The organism is Olivibacter sp. EAT-5, from assembly GCF_044784325.1.
In the GTDB taxonomy this organism is placed as follows: Bacteria; Bacteroidota; Bacteroidia; order Sphingobacteriales; family Sphingobacteriaceae; genus Olivibacter; species Olivibacter oleidegradans.
Genome location: NZ_CP173028.1, coordinates 1 through 18,423, shown reverse-complemented (window position 1 = coordinate 18,423; position 18,423 = coordinate 1). Strand labels below are relative to the sequence as shown.

Below are 18,423 nucleotides of genomic sequence, written 5' to 3'. Positions count from 1 at the left end.
AAGACCATTGCCTAACAATTACTAAAAATACAGATTATGGAAACCGTGGATAAAAAGAGAGCAATAAAAGGTGGCGAATTCGTTATTAAAGAGACCCGTTACGAAGACGTTTTTATTCCTGAGGAGTTTGATGAGGAACAGCTGATGATCAAGAAAACCTGCCAAGATTTTCTTCAGACGGAGGTTACTCCAAATTTAGAAAGAATCGATAATCAAGAAGAAGGCCTAATGCAAACCTTGCTTGATAAGGCAGGAGAACTTGGTTTGTTAGGTGTTTCTATACCGGAAGAATATGGGGGCTTTGGAAAGAACTTCAACACGTCTATGCTTGTTACAGATGCAGTGGGTGCCGGACATAGTTTTGCAGTAGCACTTTCTGCTCATACCGGTATAGGAACTTTACCTATCCTTTATTACGGGAATACCGAGCAAAAGCAAAAGTACATTCCAAAACTAGCCATAGGAGCGTATAAAGCAGCTTATTGCTTAACGGAGCCTAATGCAGGGTCGGATGCTAATAGCGGTCGCACGACCGCTAAATTAAATGATGAGGGAACGCACTATCTGATCAACGGTCAAAAGATGTGGATTACAAACGGTGGTTTTGCCGATATATTTATCGTATTTGCTAAGATTGATGATGATAAGAATCTTTCGGCGTTTATTGTAGAGCGTGCCTTTGGGGGTATTACGATGAATCCCGAAGAACATAAACTGGGAATTAAAGGTTCTTCAACAAGACAGGTGTTTTTTAATGATTGCCCTGTCCCAAAAGAAAATCTGCTATCAGAACGCGAAAACGGATTTAAAATAGCGGTCAATATTCTAAATATTGGGCGAATTAAACTTGGTGCAGCAGCTATCGGCTCTTCACGTAAGGTTATCTCGCAAGCAATTAACTATGCAAATGAACGGGTGCAGTTTAAATTGCCAATTGCGAAATTCGGTGCAATTCGGTATAAACTTGCGGAGATGGCAATTCGAAATTTCGCAGTGGAAAGTGCCGCTTACCGTGCAGGGCAGAATATTGATGATGCCTATGAAGCGCTTGTTTCCGACGGTATGGAACCCGCCAAAGCTAAACTAAAGTCGACCGAACAATTTGCTATTGAATGTGCAATTCTTAAGGTTTGGGGTTCAGAAATGCTCGACTATATCGTTGATGAAGGCGTGCAAATTTATGGTGGAATGGGTTATTCAGCCGACGCTCCAATGGAGAGGTCTTATCGCGATTCGAGAATTAATAGAATATTTGAAGGAACTAACGAAGTAAACCGTTTACTCATTGTTGATATGTTACTAAAGCGAGCGCTCAAAGGTGAACTTGATCTCATGGGGCCAGCACAAGAGGTGGCAGGAGAATTAATGGCTATACCTGACTTTTCAGAACCTGAGGATGTTTTGCTTGCTTACGAAAAAAGAGTTATTGTGAATCTGAAGAAAGCGGGCCTATTAGTTGCCGGTGCTGCCGTTCAGAAGTTAATGATGACGCTACAAAAGGAACAGGAGATCTTAATGAATATCGCCGATATTATCGGCACCGTTTATCTTGCTGAATCTACTTTATTAAGGGTGGAAAAATTAGTACACTTCAAAAATGAGCAAGAAGTGGCGGGACAAATAGACATGGCACGGATCTTTTTATACAATGCAGTTGACAAAGTGTACTTGGCTGGTAAAGAAGCACTGAATTCTTTTGCAGAAGGCGATGAGTTAAAAATGATGTTGGCAGGCTTACGAAGATTTACAAAGCTAGAGCCATTTAATGTTAAAGAGGCGAGGCAACGAGTGGCCAAGCTGCTTATTGATGCCAACGGATATTGTTTTTAGATAAATTATTAGCAAAGTCAAACCTCATGGCAAAATCGAAGTTTTGCCATGAGGTATTGATCAAGGTCATTAATGTTGGAAAAGTGTTAAAATTAGTTCTAAGGCTTTTTGAAGTAAAAATTTTATGTTAGGTTTGGACTTACTTAACGTTGAGGATAGTCCAATGTATAATATGATCAAAAGTTTCCTAGTCATCTCTTCTTTTCTTGTTTTATCGATTTTTCAAGCCAACGCGCAAGATTATTCCCTGATTGCCGATAAGTATGTCGCTTCATCAGGAGATAGTGTAACTTACACCATATATCAAGGAAGAGGCTTAGAATCTTCAGAAATAGCACCGGAAGCAGTTAAAAATCTAATTTATGCAAATTATACCCAAGGAGGAAAGAAGGTGGCCGACACTATTCCATTGAATAAAGACTTTCTAAAATATGCGGCTGTTCAACAAAATGGGGGACAAAGTCTATTGACAATTGAGTTTAAAGGCGGAGCAGTTACTTATGACCAACTAGTAGTAGAAGATTTCGCAAAAACTGAAAATTTGACTGATTTGGCTTCGGTTATTGACTCATCGGGGTTTACCACTGAATATACTGCAAATACTTTTTTTACTGCGAAGGCTCTTACAATCACTGACAAGTCAAATGGAAATCTTTATAAAGCAAAGGAATGCAAACAGCTGGAAATTATACTTGAACAAAATCCCTATAAATTACAATATGGAGATGATATAACTGCCGTAATCTTATTGGATGGCAAACCATTGGAAGGAACGAGTACCACTATTTACACGAAATCAGGCAATGGGCAAGTGCATGCGGCAAAATATCGCTCCAATGCAGAGGGTAAAATATACTTTAAACTTAATCGATCCGGGTTGTGGCTTTTACAAACAGTGTACGCTAATCCAAGTCAGGAAAAGGGCATTAATTACAACTATTATCAAAGCTCCTTTTCCTTTCGGTTTCAATGATAATCGGTGTATCCGTATCAGATCTTGTCCTTTTGCTGTTCTTTCCATTGCTTGCTAAAGGATTCAGGGGCAATAGAGGGTAATGTTCTTTTGGTTCCCCAAGCTTTTGCAAAAAACCTGCTTAGAAAGAAATTTTTCCATTTGCCACCCCAAAAGTCTAGCCATTTCCTTTTGGTTGCAATCTTCACGAAAGCCTTCCATCCCCAGTTTTCAACTTGAGGGTTTAGTCCTTCCTTAACGGAGTCCCGCCGATTTAGTAAAAGCATTTTATGAATATCAATTTTAACGGGACATACTTCTGAACACTTGCCGCACAAGCTACTGGCATAACTTAAATGCTTGAACTCTTGCATCCCCTTCATATGGGGCGTAATAATTGATCCTATAGGGCCGCTGTAGGTTGTGCCGTAAGTATGGCCCCCAACATTTTTATAAATTGGGCATGCATTCAGACAGGCTCCACAGCGGATGCAATAAAGTCCCTGTCTTTGATCTTTCTGTGCTAATAAATCTGTCCGACCATTATCGAGTAAAATAACATACATCTCATCAGGTCCGTCAGACTCGTTTTCTCGCTTCGGGCCACTTAAAATGGTGTTATAAACGGTGAGGTTTTGGCCAGTACCGTGATTGCCCAAAAGAGGCCAGTATAAATCCAAATCGCTGATAGACGGAATCAGTTTTTCTATACCAACAACGGCTATGTGTATTTTTGGAAAGCTCGTGCTTAATCGTGCATTCCCTTCATTCTCGGTAATGGCGATGCTACCTGTATCTACAAGGAGAAAATTTGCGCCTGTAATTCCAACATCGGCAGACAGATATTCATCTCTTAATAACTCCCGTGCTTTCAAGGTAAGTTGTTCTGCACTTGCATTTTCGGGTGTGCCGAATTTTTCGTGGAATAGCTTCGCTATATCGGGCAAGCTGAGATGCATAGCTGGAGTGACAATATGATAGGGCTTTTGACCAAGCAGCTGAACAATATATTCTCCTAAATCAGTTTCAACTGATTCGATTTGATTGCTTTCCAAGAAGGCATTCAGTTCAATCTCCTCGGTTACCATTGATTTTGACTTCACTACCTTCTTCGCCTGTATTCTTTTCAGTATCGTTAGTATTTCCTGCTGCGCTTCTTGTATATCATTAGCCCAAATGACTTTTCCGCCATTTTTTTGGAAATTCGCTTCAAACTCAGGTAAAAGCTTATCCAAATTTTCCATTACCCGCCACTTCAGGCTGTGCGCTTTGCGTTTTGCATTTTCTAGATTATTCCATCGCTTAAGCCCATTACTGACTGCCGTATCATATCGGTCAATATTAAAGCTAATAACCCTTCGATGTTGTAGATCAAAGGCTTTGCTCTCGCTCGCTAATATGAAATTTGATGCAGTTTTTGTAGACATAGGGCAGCGTGTTTTTACTTTAATAACGTAAATACCCGATCGTTATTTTTTATGTGAATCGACAATGGGTTTTGTATCTCTCGTGACTAAATCCCATGCTGTATAAAAGACAAGCTTTGCTCGTTTGCAGAGCAGTGGGAAATCAATTTTATCCACTGTATCTCCAATATCATGATAATCCTCATGGACGCCATTAAAGTAAAAAATAACAGGGATGTCGTTTTTTGCAAAATTGTAATGATCCGAACGATAATATATCTTTTCGGGATCGTTAGGATCGTTATATCGATAATCTAAATCCAATTTGGTATATGTTTTATTCGCCGCTTCACTAATGTGATGAAGTTCTGAACTCAATTTATCCGAACCTACCAAATAAACGTAATCCGCTTTAGCGAAATGCGACGGATCAATTCTACCAATCATATCTATATTAAGATTGGCGATGGTTTTATTTAATGGAAATACAGGGTGCCTCGTATAATAGTCGGATCCTAATAGACCTTTTTCCTCGCCTGTAACCATCATAAATAAGATACTTCTTCTTGGAGAATGACCATTCTCCTTCGCTCGTGCGAATGCCTTTGCAATCTCAAGTACAGCCGTAACCCCCGAGCCATCATCGTCCGCTCCATTGTTTATTTCACCATTTGGGTTAACCCCAATGTGATCATAGTGAGCTGTTATCACTAAAAGTTCGTCCTTTAAGTCGGTGCCCTCCAAATAGCCCAAAACGTTTTGCGCTTTGACATCAATGATTTTTTGCCCGAAGGATAATTTTAAGGTACTTTTAAGCACCCGACTTCTAGGTTTTCCACTTTCGGTAATCTCCTGCTTCAATTTTTCAAGATTGGATCCGTGGGATGATAATATTAAATTAGCCGTTTGTGGAGAAATATAAACAACTGTAGGGGAATGATCCGTGCTTAGATTTTCCTGTGTCAAATCTTCTTTTAATTGAATCTTTTCTGCATATTTTTTCTTACTGATTTGCTGTATTAAGGTGTCTGCATTTTTTGATATAGCTAAAATCAATTTTGGCTTCTTACTGATTATATGCTGCATTCGCTTGCTATTGCTGGTCGACCAAATAGAGCCTTTCGTTTGCCCCGTTATAAGTGATTTCCCCATCTTATCCCTCGGTTCATCCTCATTAAGTAACAGAACTACCTTATCAGCAATATCGATTTTAGCTAAATCGTCGTAATGCTTGTCGCTAATACCATAACCAATAAAAACCATCCGGTCAGTTTTTATTTCCTGTTCCGATCTTTTGCCAATAATCAGAAAATCCTTCTCATGCCGAAAGGTATGTTCACCTACTTCAAAGGTATCAACCGAAAAAGCTTTCGTAGCTAGTTCCACGGGTTGGTAATAGCTACTGTTAACGGGTGCCGTTAAACCTAATAGTTCAAATTGCTGCGCAATGTAATTCGCAGCTTTGTCTGCTCCTACTTTTCCCGTTTCCCTTCCCTCAAACTCATCTGATGCGATAATTGTTAAGTGTTTTCTCGCAGATGTAGGGTCGATGAGCTCGGCATAGGTGGAAGGTACGCTGTGTTGTGCGTAACATCCGATAAGAACGAAAAAAAGTATTGTAGTGACTATCCCTTTAATCGACATAGGCCAAAAACTATAAACAGGCTATCTTATTAACACGAGTACCGTGTCTACCCCCTTCAAATTCGGTAGCGAGAAAGATCTGTACCATTTCTTTACATTCTTCTATGGATGTGAAACGTGCCGGCAAACAGATAATATTTGCATTGTTGTGTTGGCGAGCAAGCGCTGCTATCTCTGGCTTCCAACAAATGGCAGCCCGTATTCCTTGGTGTTTATTAGCTGTAATGGCGACACCGTTAGCACTGCCGCAAACCAATATGCCTATATCGCAAGAACCACTTTCTACTGCGCTCGCAGTAGGATGGGCGAAATCAGGATAATCTACGGATTCAACACTATCCGTTCCAAAGTTGCGCACGGTATATCCTAATTCTTCTAAATATTGAATAATGGCTGCTTTATATTCGAAGCCTGCATGATCGCCGCCGATAGCTACTGTTTTGATTTGCATCTTTATACTGATTTATTGTTCGTTATTGTAAAATGCTTTTTCTGCTTTTAATTTAGCTCTTTCAACCCGTCCCGCAATTACTATACTAAGCTCATATAGCAAAAACAGAGGGAAGCTTACCGTTAACATGGTTAGTATGTCTGGCGTAGGTGTCACAATAGCGGCTATCACTAAAATGACGACGATAGCATAGCGTCTAGTTGCTCTCATAAATTGGGGTGTCATAATGCCGATTTTCGACAGAATGTATATAATGATCGGTAGCTCAAAAACGATACCTGTACCCAGGGTCAATGTGGCAACCGAAGATAAGTATGAGTCGACCGTTATTTGGTTATCAATCTCCGGACTTACCGAATAATGCGCCAGAAAATTGACAGACAAAGGAGCAATCATGAAATAGCCAAAAAGGATTCCTAAAATGAATAAAAGTGTCGCGTAAAATACAAAACCATTGGCCGACTTTCTTTCAATATCGGTTAAGGCCGGTTTTACAAAGAGCCATATTTCGTAGAGAAGATAAGGAAAGCCCAAAACCAAGCCAATTAAAAGCGAAGAGTTCAATTGCAAGGTGAATTGTCCCGCCATATCAGTGTTTATAATATTGATCGGGATTTCGGTTACACAGAAATCAGGGCCTAAATTAAATTTTTCTCCAATGATACACATCATTCTATATGTCCAAAAATCAGGTTTTTTCGGACCCATAATAACGGTATCGAAAATGAAATCATAGAAGGCGAAAGCCAACCCCATAAATATCGCTATTGCTATGGCTGAACGAATCAGATGCCATCTTAGAACCTCCAAATGGTCAAAGAATGACATTTCGGCTTCGATGGTTTTGCCTTTTTGTTTAATGGTTTCAATAATTTTTTTTCCGGAGATTTCACTCATAATATTTAGTAGTAAATAAAAACCAATCAAAGTGTTAATGAAATAGGTTGATCCAACTCACCAATCGTATTTCATAAGAAAACAAAAATACCATTCTTAATATAAGAATGGTATTTAAATTAAAGATTATCGCATGAAAAGCTCATATCTTAAAAGACTTTCGCTTATAAAAGCGTATTTTATTTTGAAAGCTAGCGACAAGAGTAGCGTTGCCGGGGCTATAACTATTACTCTGAAAGGTCGAAGTTTTCCATAAACTTTGTTGTGAAATTTCCCGCTCTAAAGTTAGGATCTCTCATTAATCGTAAATGCAAAGGAATGGTAGTTTTAATACCTTCAATAACAAATTCGCTAAGAGCTCTTTCCATTGTCGAAATAGCTTCTTCTCTAGTTTGTGCAACACAAATAAGCTTAGCGATCATAGAGTCATAATTAGGCGGGATCTGGTAACCTGCATAAACATGTGTGTCAACTCTAACTCCGTGACCGCCAGGTGAATGAAATGTTGTGATTTTTCCAGGGGATGGACGGAATCCGTTGAAGGGGTCCTCTGCGTTTATTCTACATTCTATTGCATGCATATTCGGCTCATAATTCCTGCCAGATAACGGAACACCTGCTGCAACTTTTATTTGCTCTTTTATTAAATCGAAATTAATGACTTCTTCCGTTACGGGATGTTCCACTTGAATGCGTGTATTCATCTCCATAAAGTAGAAATTTCGGTGTTTATCCACAAGAAATTCGATGGTACCGGCTCCTTCATAATTCACTGCCTTTGCACCTGCAATTGCTGCATCACCCATTTTTTGTCTGAGCTCAGGTGTAATAAAGGGAGATGGCGCTTCCTCTACCAGTTTCTGATGGCGTCTTTGTATAGAGCAATCTCTTTCGGACAGATGACAAACGGTTCCATACTGATCGCCAATGACCTGGATTTCGATATGACGTGGATCTTCCACAAACTTTTCTAGGTAGATACCATCATTTCCAAATGCTGCACCTGCTTCTTGACGTGCCGAGTCCCATGCCGGTTCAAATTCACTATCTTTCCAAACAACACGCATACCTCGTCCACCACCTCCAGCGGTAGCTTTTAGAATGACAGGATAACCTATTTCGTTCGCTATTTTTAACCCTTCCGAAACATTGGGAACCAAACCATCAGATCCAGGTATTGTGGGTACGCCAGCATTTTTCATGGTCTCTTTGGCTGAGGCCTTATCTCCCATACTGCGAATCTGCTCAGGCGTTGCACCGATAAATTTAATGCCATAGTCTCGACATATAGCAGAAAATTTCTCATTTTCCGATAAGAAACCATATCCGGGATGGATCGCGTCCGCATTAGTGAGCTCAGCAGCGGCAATAATGTTAGGAATGTTAAGATAAGAATCTTTACTGGCTGGAGGGCCGATACAGACAGCCTCATCGGCAAAACGCACATGTAAGCTCTCACGGTCGGCAGTTGAGTATACAGCAACACTCTTAATCCCCATTTCCTTACATGTCCTTATAATTCGTAGAGCAATTTCTCCTCTATTTGCTATTAAAATTTTTTTAAACATGAATTTTTTTCAATAAACCAGTGTACTAAATTCGGTCCAAAAGTTACTATTATGAAGGATCAACTAAAAACAAAGGCTGATCGTATTCCACTGGTTGTGCATTGTCTACCAGTATTTTAACAATTTTTCCTGAAATATCTGATTCAATTTCATTGAATAGTTTCATTGCTTCTACAATACAAACCACTTGCCCTGTTTTCACTTCGTCTCCTACATTCACGAAGGCTGGTTTATCTGGGCTTGAAGAACGATAAAATGTACCGATCATTGGTGATTTGATCGTTAAATATTTTGAAGAGTCTTCTGCAGGCTTTGGCGTATCTGTGTTTAATGCCGGCACTGCTGCAACAGGAGAACTTACAGGAGTTTGTGGCACCACGGGAGTAGCAGTGGGCAGGGTTGCAGTGACATAAGTTGGCTCTTGATTTGTTTTTATGGTTATTTTAAAGTCTTTTTCCTCAATAGCAACTTCATTGACTCCTGATTTTGCGACAAACTTTATCAGGTCCTGAATTTGTTTAATATCCATGCTCATATTCGTTGGTTCTAAGTTTAATATCTAACAATTGTATATTTTACGAAATCGATAAAGAGATTGCAAAGTTAGTATCTTTGATCAAAACTGAAACTAAAATTGTATTAATAAGCCCATTTGAGGTATACAGAACCCCAAGTGAAGCCCCCGCCAAAAGCGGCTAAGATCAGCACGTCGCCTTTCTTCAGCTGGTTTTCCCATTCCCACAAGCACAAAGGGATTGTACCACTGGTTGTGTTCCCGTATTTTTGAATATTGATCATTACTTTTTCGGGACCTAGTCCCATTCTTTCAGCAGTTGCATCGATAATGCGTTTATTTGCTTGGTGAGGAACAAGCCAGTTGACATCTGCAGCGGTGAGTTGATTCCTTTCCATGATCTCAGCGGCAACGTTAGCCATATTGGTAACAGCAAATTTAAATACTGTTTTACCTTCCTGAAAAGCATAATGCAACTTTTGATCGACAGTTTCATGGGTTGCAGGCATTAAAGATCCTCCCGCTTTGATATTGAGGTATTCTTTTCCACTGCCGTCACTTTTCAAAATAGCATCCAAAACTCCCAGTCCTTCTGTATTAGGTTCTAATAAGACAGCCCCACAACCATCTCCAAATATGATGCATGTCGCTCGATCTTCATAATTTATAATCGAAGACATTTTATCTCCGCCAACTACTAATACCTTTTGATGTTTTCCGGACTCGATAAATTGGGCACCGGTAGTAAGACCATAAATAAAACCTGAACAGGCCGCTTGAAGATCATAGCCCCAGGCATTAATAGCGCCTATTTTATCGGCTAAAATGTTCGCGGTAGCAGGAAAAGGCATGTCTGGAGTGCTGGTACAGAAAATGATTAGATCAATCTCCTCCGCTGAAATCCCTCGTTTGCGTAAAAGGCCCTCAACAGCCGGTACTGCCATGTCAGAGGTCGCTTGTCCCTCCCCTTTTAAAATGCGCCGTTCCTTAATACCTGTTCGTGTGGTAATCCACTCATCGTTCGTTTCAACCATAGTCTCCAATTCCTGATTTGTTAGTATATAATCAGGAACATATCCGTTAACGGCAGTTATGGCAGCATGAATTTTAGACATTCTCTTATTTATTTAAAAGCAGCTTTTACCTTATCTACGAATTTTGATTCAATCATATCCCGAGATAAAAGGATCATGTTTTTGATTGCTTCCGGATTGGAAATACCATGTCCTATGATCACGGGGGCATTGACCCCTAAGATTGGACTACCCCCATATTGTTCATAATTGAATCGATCAAAAAATGGATCTTTAAAACCTTTTTTTACAGTTAAGCTGTAGAAAGACTCTGCAAGCTTTAATACAACATTTCCTGTAAATCCATCACATACGATAACGTCAATATGATCTTCAAACAAATCTCTGCCCTCAATATTTCCGATAAAATTAAAAGCTTGTGCTTCTTTCATTAAGCTATGGGCAGCGTTGGTAAGCATATTGCCCTTTTCTTCCTCTTCTCCTATGTTTAATAAAGCAACTGCAGGGTTTTCACTGCTGTAGACATGTTGGGCATATAAACTTCCCAATATACCAAATTGCAGTAAATTATCAGGTTTACAATCTGCGTTTGCACCAACATCTAATAAAACGCTGAATCCACTGGTTAAACGTGGCACATTTGTAGCTATGGCTGGTCTGATAACACCTGGTACAGTTTTGACACTGAACATAGAGCCAACTAGCATGGCACCCGTATTACCTGCAGATGCGAAAGAGTCAATGCCTCCTTCTTTTAGCAATTGAAAACCTAAACTAATACTTGCGTTGGGTTTGTGAGTGATTGCCTTTGTTGGATGCTCGCCCATACTGATTGTTTCGGTAGTATGTATAAATTCAAATAATGACGCGTCTATACCTGCCTGTTCAAAAATGGGTAATGCTAGTTCCTTATTGCCAATCAGTACTAATTGCTGATCGTTCGATAATACCTTTGAGGCCTCTATTGCACCTAAAACAGTGGCGTTTGGTGCAAAGTCTCCGCCCATGATATCTAAACCAATCTTCATCCTTGATTATCGTTTGCTGTTCTATTAACTAAAAACATCCCAAAGTACCGCATTTTTTCAGAAATAGCGAACCTTGGGATGTTTTTTTAATATTGAAAAATCAACTTAGGCAATCGAGGTGTTTTCAATGAGTAACTTGCCGTTATAATAAAGATTGCCGTCAACATTGTAAGCACGGTGTGGCAAATGTACTGCACCGGTAGTTTGGCAGGTCGTAAGTGTAGGTAACTCTGCCTTATAATGTGTTCTTCTTTTGTCTCTTCTAGACTTAGAGGTTTTACGTTTTGGATGTGCCATCTCGTCTTTTCTATTTAATTATTGTTTTTTATTTTTTTTAATATTTCCCAGCGGGGATCTGTATCGGTTGATGCATCGTCCTGACTATTTAAACTGTTTAATTTATCAATCATCGACTGATCGCAACTAACATTTATCCCCTGTTCCTCACATCGACTATAATACGGTACGGATAATGTGATATACTCGTAAAATATATTCGCCAAATCAAGTTCGTGTTCGTTCTTTTTAAGAACCATTATTTCATCCGTAAGATCTGAAACACTGTCTTCATCATCAAATTTGATAATGAGTCGCTGCAAAATATCCGACTTACCCCAAAATTGATTGAGACAAACATCGCAGGTCAATTCTATCTTGCCGGTGATATGGATATCTGCAACCATCATTGTCTCTTGCTTATCAAGAACAAGGGAAACTTTTAGCTCACCATTTTTAACCAAGGAATAGTCGAATTCCTCAAAAAAAAGTTTGCTTATCTCAAATTCAAATTCGTGTTTCCCAGGCTTTAAACCCGTAAATGGTATTCGATATTGATCTAAAGTTTTCAAAGCACGACAATTAAGCTCGCAAATTTAGAAATAATAAATTAGAACTGAAAGTTTTTTTGAAAGTAGTGTGTCTACTGGCTTGGATACGATGTAGAGATTTTACCACCCCGTTTTGCTCCTTGCAAGTAAGCGTATCGATGATAAACGATGGATGCTATAAGATTGTTAATCCCTATCCTTCGAGAGTTTTCTTATTTTGAGTGGATTTGCCATCAGTTCTTCCTGTTCTCTTCTTCTCCTGACGATTTTGAGAGCAGTAAAAATAGCTTCTCTAAAGGATGTTTCTGATGCTTTACTCTTTCCCGCGATATCATAGCCCGTTCCATGGTCGGGAGAGGTTCGGATAACAGGTAATCCGGCCGTAAAATTGACGCCGTTGTGAAAAGCAATCTGTTTAAACGGAATAAGGCCCTGATCGTGATACATGGCTAATACACCATCGAAGTTTTTATAATTGTCTCCCGCAAAAAAACCGTCTGCAGCATAGGGCCCAAAAGCAAAAATATCGCGTTCATTGGCTTCTCGTATGGCGGGAAGAATGATTTCAATATCTTCTGTGCCAATAAGTCCGTTGTCGCCAGCATGAGGATTCAACCCTAAAACGGCAATTTTTGGTTTCTGGATCCAAAAATCTGTTCGCAAACTTGCATTCATCAACTCAAGCTTTTTTAGAATGGCTTCTTTTGTAATTGACTTTGCAATTTCGTTGACCGGAATGTGCCCAGTAACCACCCCTATTTTCAATTCGTCACTTACCATAAACATAAGTGCGTCATCTGCTCCTGTTTTTGCTTGTATATATTCGGTATGCCCTGGAAAAGAGAATGCTTCTTGCTGAATGTTGTGTTTATTTATTGGAGCCGTGACTAAAACGTCGATTTGGCCATCTATCAAATCTTGAGTCGCCCGTTCTAAGGATAAGAAAGCATATTTTCCTCCTATTTCATTTGACTCTCCGAGTGTGATTTTGACATCTTCCTGCCAACAATTAATCATATTTGGTCTTTTGTCATGCGCTTGCTCCGGACTATTGATTACATTAAAACTGAAATCGTTGACTCCTATTGTTTTGCGGTGAAAAGAAGCAACTTTGGTGTTTCCATATACAATTGGTGTGAAGAAATCTAATATTCTATTATCCGCAAGAGTTTTTATAATAATCTCTAGGCCGATTCCATTCACGTCTCCAATAGTTATTCCAACCTTCAGTTTGTCGCTCATATTAACTGCTTCTTTTAATAGGCCAAACTTATGTAAAATTGAACTTATATGCAATTCGGATAATGCTGCTTAAAACAATTATTAGACAGAACACAGGAACATGGAACTCTTTTATCTGCCCTTTATGCCAAATTGCAGGATAAAACTGTTTATCTAAAAGTACATTTAAGCTAATAAATGTATCTTTGGCGAAAGGTACCATCAAAGATGACAGTAGTTCGCGCGAAGAAACATTTAGGGCAGCATTTTCTCACGGATAAGAATACAGCAAAGCGCATAGTGAACGCTTTGCGACCCGAGAAGGGTTTTGATAAGGTTTTGGAGGTAGGTCCAGGGATGGGGATATTATCAGATTTTCTCCTTGAAGATAAACGATTTGAATCTTGGTTAATTGATTTGGACATAGAATCAGTTGAATTTTTGAAGACTAAGTACCCCTCACTTGATAAAAGATTAATACATGGCGACTTCTTATTATTAGATTTTGCTTCTGTTTTTCCCGGACCGCTAGCGATCATCGGGAATTTCCCTTATAATATATCTTCTCAAATTCTATTTAAAGTGTTAGAGCATAGACATCAGGTTATTGAGTTGGTGGGAATGTTTCAAAAGGAGGTCGCTGAACGCTGCGCGGCGAAGCCGGGGGGTAAGGATTATGGTATCTTAAGTGTGTTTTTGCAAGCTTATTATGATATTGCTTATCTTTTTACCGTGAAGGCGGGGGCGTTTAACCCACCACCAAAAGTTTTATCCGGCGTTATTCGTTTGGAGCGTAATAGCATTGACAGGTTGGCTTGTAACGAAAATCTTTTCCAAAAAATCGTTAAGGCGGGATTTAACCAACGTCGAAAAACATTACGAAATGCCTTAAGCGTAATAGCTGATAAGGCAAGGATGCCCAATCATCCATTTTTAGATTTGCGTGCCGAGAGGCTATCGGTCGACGATTTCATAGAGTTAACGAATGAAATCGAAAAGTCGCTAAAATAAATATTGTAATGGCTCAAAAAGACAATTCTTTTATGTGGAGAGTTTTGGTTGTAGACGATATCCATGGGGTTTTTCTTGATAAATTAAAAAATACAGGGGTGATTTGTGATTATCGTCCTGAGATTACGCGTTTCGAAGCACTTCAAATACTTCCTAACTATGAAGTTTTAATTATTCGATCTAAGTTTAGGATCGATGCGGAGGTTCTCCATGTTGCACAGCGGTTGAAATGCATAGGAAGGGCAGGAGCAGGTATGGACAACATTGATGAGCCTTTAGCGGTAGAGAAAGGTATACAATTATTAAACGCTCCTGAAGGCAACCGGGATGCAGTGGCCGAACATTTGATAGGTATGTTGCTTGCCATGATGAACAATTTAATTCGGGGAAACGTTCAAATCAGAGAGGGGCAGTGGTTGCGTGAAGCTAATCGAGGCTTTGAATTGGCGGGACGGACAGTAGGTTTAATTGGCTACGGCAATAACGGACAGGCGATGGCAAGAAAACTCAATGGATTTGGTGTAAAGGTCATAGCGTACGATAAATATAAAACTGGTTTTTCTGATATATATGTGGAAGAAGTTCGTATGGAACAAATGGTGAAACAGGTAGATGTGTTGAGTTTGCATATTCCATTAACACGAGAAACTCGTAACATGGTGAATGAAGAGTATTTGTCGCAATTCCGTAAGCCGATTTTCTTTCTAAACGGAGCACGAGGTGAAATTGTTGACGTGAACGCTGTGCTTAAAGGGATAGAGAAAGGTAGAATTTTAGGCGCATCGTTTGATGTCTTGCCAATCGAGGGCTTCCCTGCTTTGACACAAAGCGATTGGTACGAGAAATTAAAAATGAACGAGAAGGTGTTGATGAGTCCTCATGTAGCGGGATGGACAGTTGAGTCGTATTATAAAATAGCGGCTATTTTAGCCGATAAGGTAATTGAATTTTTTCATGCGAATGAAACTAAACTCCACATATAGCTTGGATTGAATCGTTTCTGCCTAATAATTTAAGAACGCTGCGATATCCGGAACGACATCGCAGCGTTGCTATAGCTTTCGGTTTCCTATTATTTAAGCAGAAAAAGAAGTCCCGCATCCGCAAGTGCTGGTTGCGTTAGGATTATTAAATGTGAACCCGCGGGCATTCAATCCGTTTTGAAAATCAATTTCCATTCCAGCGAGATATAATCCGTGAGCTTTATTCATGAACACTTTAATTCCTGAGATAAGGTATTCCGTATCGCCCTCTTTTCTTTGATCAAAACCTAAAATATAATTCATGCCGGCACAACCACCGCCTTCGACGCCGACGCGTAAACCGAAGTCATCTGCAATCTCTTGCTGTTCCCGGAGCTTCTTCAATTCCTTTACTGCACCTTCGGTCAAGGTTAAGGGTGCAGCACTTGTTATTACTTCTGTACTCATAATCGTTTCTTTTATTCGCTTTCCTTTTGAAATTTGAATACTTGTTTACAAAGATACAGGAAATCAGTGTTTTTTCGAAGCGCTATGGCTTTATGACCCTTTATTAACAAAGTGATTAAGCTCTTGCAGCATCAGTTTCTTTTGCTTCTCTGGGATCAAAACTGTTTCGTTGCTTCTGTAATCGATACATACACATACAGTTTTTGCCTTGGCATGTGTCGTTAGCTTCCCATTTCGTTTCGAGATCATAAGATACTCCAGTTCGAAACTTTTATTTCCCACTTTTGATGTTCTTATATATACGCGCAGATTATTTTTGAGCGTTAAAGGACTCAAATAATCAACTTCCGCACGCGCGATAATCACGCCGATTGTATTCCAGTTCCATTTAATCTTTTGGTTCCAATAAATAGTACGCGCAATTTCACAATAGGTGAGGTAGTTAGCATTATTGACATGCCTAAAGGCATCAAGATCAACAAAGCGGATCTGAATTGATGTTGAGAACGCAAAATTGGCTAATTGATTTTCTGTCATATTGTCGTTATTTGATGGATTTAAATGACAAAATGTCTTATTGTTTCTGATTTCGCATTATTTGTTTCTGTTGGTATCCAATTTGAACAAAGTTTGTCAAATAAAAAGTAATAATTAGGAGGACAATATAATGAACATTTCAAGATTTATTGATACGAATAACCGTGTTAAAACCTTTGATCCATGGGTAAGTAATTTAATTGACAATCTGTTTTATGATGGATCCGGTCGTAGCTTATCGAAGTTCCCTGCCGTAAACGTTTCTGAGTCAGCGGAGGGTTTTCATGTTGAATTTGCGGTACCTGGATTTAGTAAAGAAGATTTTAAAATTAGTGTAGAAAAGGATGTTTTGGCTGTTAGTGGCGAGCATAAGGCAGAAAGTTTAGATGAAGCGAAGCAATATAGCCGCAAAGAGTTTAGTTATAGCTCTTTTAAACGTTCCTTTACTCTGCCAGAGAGTGTAGATGTGAATAAGATCGAGGCTAATTTCAAAGATGGTGTGCTGACGTTAACTGTAGCAAAGAAAGAAGAAGTGAAACCGGTTGTAAAGGAAATTTCGGTAAAGTAAGTTGATGCGAATAAAATAACAAAAGGCCTATACGGCCTTTTGTTATTTTATTCGCATTTTCGTTCAGAAGGTTTTTAACTCATTTTAAGCTTTTTCTGAATGTCCTGCACGTAAGCTTTAAATTTTTTATCAGTATCTATTAAATCCTCTACCGTTTGGCAGGCGTATATCACGGTAGAATGGTCACGGCCACCGAAGTAAGCCCCAATTGATTTAAGAGAAGTTTTAGTGTGATTCTTGGCAAGATACATAGAAATTTGTCTCGCCTGAACGATTTCTCGTTTTCTGGTTTTTGATTTAACCATCTCTACAGGAACTTCAAAATATTCACAAACTAGTTTCTGTATGTAGTCAATAGAGATTTCTTTATGCGAATTCTTGATGAAATTCTTTAGCATTGACTTGGCTAAATTCAGGTCTATTTCTTTTTTGTTCAATGTCGCTTGCGCTAGTAGCGAAACCATTGCCCCTTCAAGCTCTCGGACGTTGTTGTCAATATTGTTAGCCACATATTCCACTACTTCATAGGGGAGTTCAATACCATCTGCATACATTTTTTTCTTGAGGATGGCCATTCTCGTCTCTAAATCGGGTACTTGCATATCGGCCGAAAGTCCCCACTTGAAACGACTTAACAGCCGCTCTTCTAATCCAGCTAAATCCTTGGGCGCTTTATCCGATGTGAGTATGATCTGTTTGCCTGATTGGTGAAGGTGATTGAAAATATGAAAGAAAATATCTTGAGTTTTATCTTTTCCTGCAAAATTGTGCACGTCATCCATGATAATCACATCCATTGCCTGATAGAAGTTGACAAAATCATTGATCGTGTTGTTTTTTAAGGAATCAACAAATTGTTGACAAAACTTTTCACAGGAGACATAGATGACCAACTTGTCTGGCATATGACGCTTTACTTCATTTCCTATAGCTTGGGCAAGGTGCGTTTTTCCCAAACCGACGCCACCATATATCATGAGTGGATTAAAAGAGGTTCCACCAGGTTTGCTAGCTACCGCAAAACCTGCTGATCGTGCCAGGCGGTTACAGTCGCCTTCGATAAAATTATCAAATGTATAATTTTGGTTAAGTTGTGGGTCGACTTGAAGCTTTTTTAACCCGGGGATAACAAATGGATTCTTTATATCTTTATTGAGTGCAACAGGTACGGGGATAGATTGTTTTTTGCCTTCTGCGCCATTCCCATTAGAGGGCATGTTTGTTGTATAAGGTATGTTTTTATTCGATGACTTTTCTACAACAATGTTATATTCTAATCGACCATTCTCTCCTAATTGCTTCTTTACCGTTTTTCGCAATAAGCCAACATAGTGTTCCTCCAACCATTCGTAAAAAAATAAACTGGGTACCTGTATGGTTAATACGTTTCCTTCCAAACGCAAAGCCGATATTGGTTCGAACCATGTCTTGAAGCTTTGAGCCGGAATGTTATCTTTGATGATTTCTAGACAGCTATTCCATACACTTGTACTCGTTTTTTCCAT

19 protein-coding genes are annotated in these 18,423 nt (G+C 39.3%); 5 read left to right on the top strand and 14 right to left on the bottom strand.

Annotated elements, in window-relative coordinates; translation table 11 throughout:
- Positions 1–36 precede the first annotated feature (36 nt).
- A complete protein-coding gene (locus ACH11B_RS00095) occupies positions 37–1,830 on the top strand; it encodes an acyl-CoA dehydrogenase family protein (RefSeq protein WP_377610191.1) in 1,794 nt (597 codons plus the stop codon).
- 172 nt (positions 1,831–2,002) lie between these two features.
- Positions 2,003–2,803, top strand: a complete 801-nt coding sequence (locus tag ACH11B_RS00090) for a DUF4198 domain-containing protein (RefSeq protein WP_165447084.1) — start codon at positions 2,003–2,005, stop codon at positions 2,801–2,803.
- 17 nt (positions 2,804–2,820) lie between these two features.
- On the opposite strand, the gene ACH11B_RS00085 is transcribed toward ACH11B_RS00090, so the two are convergent.
- The 11 genes from ACH11B_RS00085 to pdxA form a co-directional block, all read right to left on the bottom strand.
- Complete coding sequence (locus ACH11B_RS00085) at positions 2,821–4,209, bottom strand: LutB/LldF family L-lactate oxidation iron-sulfur protein (RefSeq protein ID WP_013663345.1); 1,389 nt, start codon at positions 4,207–4,209, stop codon at positions 2,821–2,823.
- A 42-nt stretch (positions 4,210–4,251) separates the two neighbouring features.
- Positions 4,252–5,832 (bottom strand): M28 family peptidase, encoded by a 1,581-nt coding sequence (locus tag ACH11B_RS00080; RefSeq protein ID WP_130858348.1) that lies wholly within the window; start codon positions 5,830–5,832, stop codon positions 4,252–4,254.
- Between the two features lie 10 nt (positions 5,833–5,842).
- A complete protein-coding gene (gene rpiB, locus ACH11B_RS00075) occupies positions 5,843–6,283 on the bottom strand; it encodes a ribose 5-phosphate isomerase B (protein WP_013663343.1) in 441 nt (146 codons plus the stop codon).
- Between the two features lie 12 nt (positions 6,284–6,295).
- Entirely contained in the window at positions 6,296–7,180 is an 885-nt protein-coding gene (tatC, locus tag ACH11B_RS00070) for a twin-arginine translocase subunit TatC (RefSeq protein ID WP_013663342.1), read from the bottom strand.
- Between the two features lie 227 nt (positions 7,181–7,407).
- Positions 7,408–8,748, bottom strand: a complete 1,341-nt coding sequence (gene accC / locus ACH11B_RS00065; RefSeq protein ID WP_130858349.1) for an acetyl-CoA carboxylase biotin carboxylase subunit — start codon at positions 8,746–8,748, stop codon at positions 7,408–7,410.
- A gap of 49 nt (positions 8,749–8,797) precedes the next feature.
- Positions 8,798–9,283, bottom strand: a complete 486-nt coding sequence (accB, locus tag ACH11B_RS00060; protein ID WP_013663340.1) for an acetyl-CoA carboxylase biotin carboxyl carrier protein — start codon at positions 9,281–9,283, stop codon at positions 8,798–8,800.
- A 104-nt stretch (positions 9,284–9,387) separates the two neighbouring features.
- A complete protein-coding gene (locus ACH11B_RS00055) occupies positions 9,388–10,377 on the bottom strand; it encodes a beta-ketoacyl-ACP synthase III (RefSeq protein WP_013663339.1) in 990 nt (329 codons plus the stop codon).
- 8 nt (positions 10,378–10,385) lie between these two features.
- Positions 10,386–11,324, bottom strand: a complete 939-nt coding sequence (gene plsX, locus ACH11B_RS00050) for a phosphate acyltransferase PlsX (protein WP_013663338.1) — start codon at positions 11,322–11,324, stop codon at positions 10,386–10,388.
- Positions 11,325–11,429: 105 nt separating this feature from the next.
- Positions 11,430–11,621, bottom strand: coding sequence for a 50S ribosomal protein L32 (gene rpmF / locus ACH11B_RS00045; RefSeq protein WP_013663337.1), 192 nt, complete (start codon positions 11,619–11,621; stop codon positions 11,430–11,432).
- A gap of 14 nt (positions 11,622–11,635) precedes the next feature.
- Positions 11,636–12,172 carry a DUF177 domain-containing protein gene (locus ACH11B_RS00040; protein WP_013663336.1) on the bottom strand — a complete coding sequence of 179 codons (537 nt, stop codon included), beginning with the start codon at positions 12,170–12,172 and terminating at the stop codon, positions 11,636–11,638.
- 165 nt (positions 12,173–12,337) lie between these two features.
- Positions 12,338–13,393, bottom strand: a complete 1,056-nt coding sequence (gene pdxA / locus ACH11B_RS00035; RefSeq protein WP_013663335.1) for a 4-hydroxythreonine-4-phosphate dehydrogenase PdxA — start codon at positions 13,391–13,393, stop codon at positions 12,338–12,340.
- Positions 13,394–13,600: 207 nt separating this feature from the next.
- On the opposite strand from pdxA, the gene rsmA reads away from it, so the two are divergent.
- Entirely contained in the window at positions 13,601–14,383 is a 783-nt protein-coding gene (rsmA, locus tag ACH11B_RS00030) for a 16S rRNA (adenine(1518)-N(6)/adenine(1519)-N(6))-dimethyltransferase RsmA (RefSeq protein WP_041386989.1), read from the top strand.
- Positions 14,384–14,391: 8 nt separating this feature from the next.
- Positions 14,392–15,366 carry an NAD(P)-dependent oxidoreductase gene (locus ACH11B_RS00025; protein WP_013663333.1) on the top strand — a complete coding sequence of 325 codons (975 nt, stop codon included), beginning with the start codon at positions 14,392–14,394 and terminating at the stop codon, positions 15,364–15,366.
- 93 nt (positions 15,367–15,459) lie between these two features.
- Here ACH11B_RS00025 and ACH11B_RS00020 read toward each other — a convergent pair whose 3' ends face one another.
- Positions 15,460–15,813 (bottom strand): iron-sulfur cluster assembly accessory protein, encoded by a 354-nt coding sequence (locus ACH11B_RS00020; protein WP_013663332.1) that lies wholly within the window; start codon positions 15,811–15,813, stop codon positions 15,460–15,462.
- Positions 15,814–15,903: 90 nt separating this feature from the next.
- A complete protein-coding gene (locus tag ACH11B_RS00015; RefSeq protein WP_013663331.1) occupies positions 15,904–16,350 on the bottom strand; it encodes a thioesterase family protein in 447 nt (148 codons plus the stop codon).
- A 130-nt stretch (positions 16,351–16,480) separates the two neighbouring features.
- Between ACH11B_RS00015 and ACH11B_RS00010 the strand changes: the two genes are divergently transcribed.
- Entirely contained in the window at positions 16,481–16,918 is a 438-nt protein-coding gene (locus tag ACH11B_RS00010) for an Hsp20/alpha crystallin family protein (RefSeq protein ID WP_130858353.1), read from the top strand.
- Positions 16,919–16,992: 74 nt separating this feature from the next.
- On the opposite strand, the gene dnaA is transcribed toward ACH11B_RS00010, so the two are convergent.
- Positions 16,993–18,423 (bottom strand): chromosomal replication initiator protein DnaA, encoded by a 1,431-nt coding sequence (gene dnaA / locus ACH11B_RS00005; RefSeq protein WP_013663329.1) that lies wholly within the window; start codon positions 18,421–18,423, stop codon positions 16,993–16,995.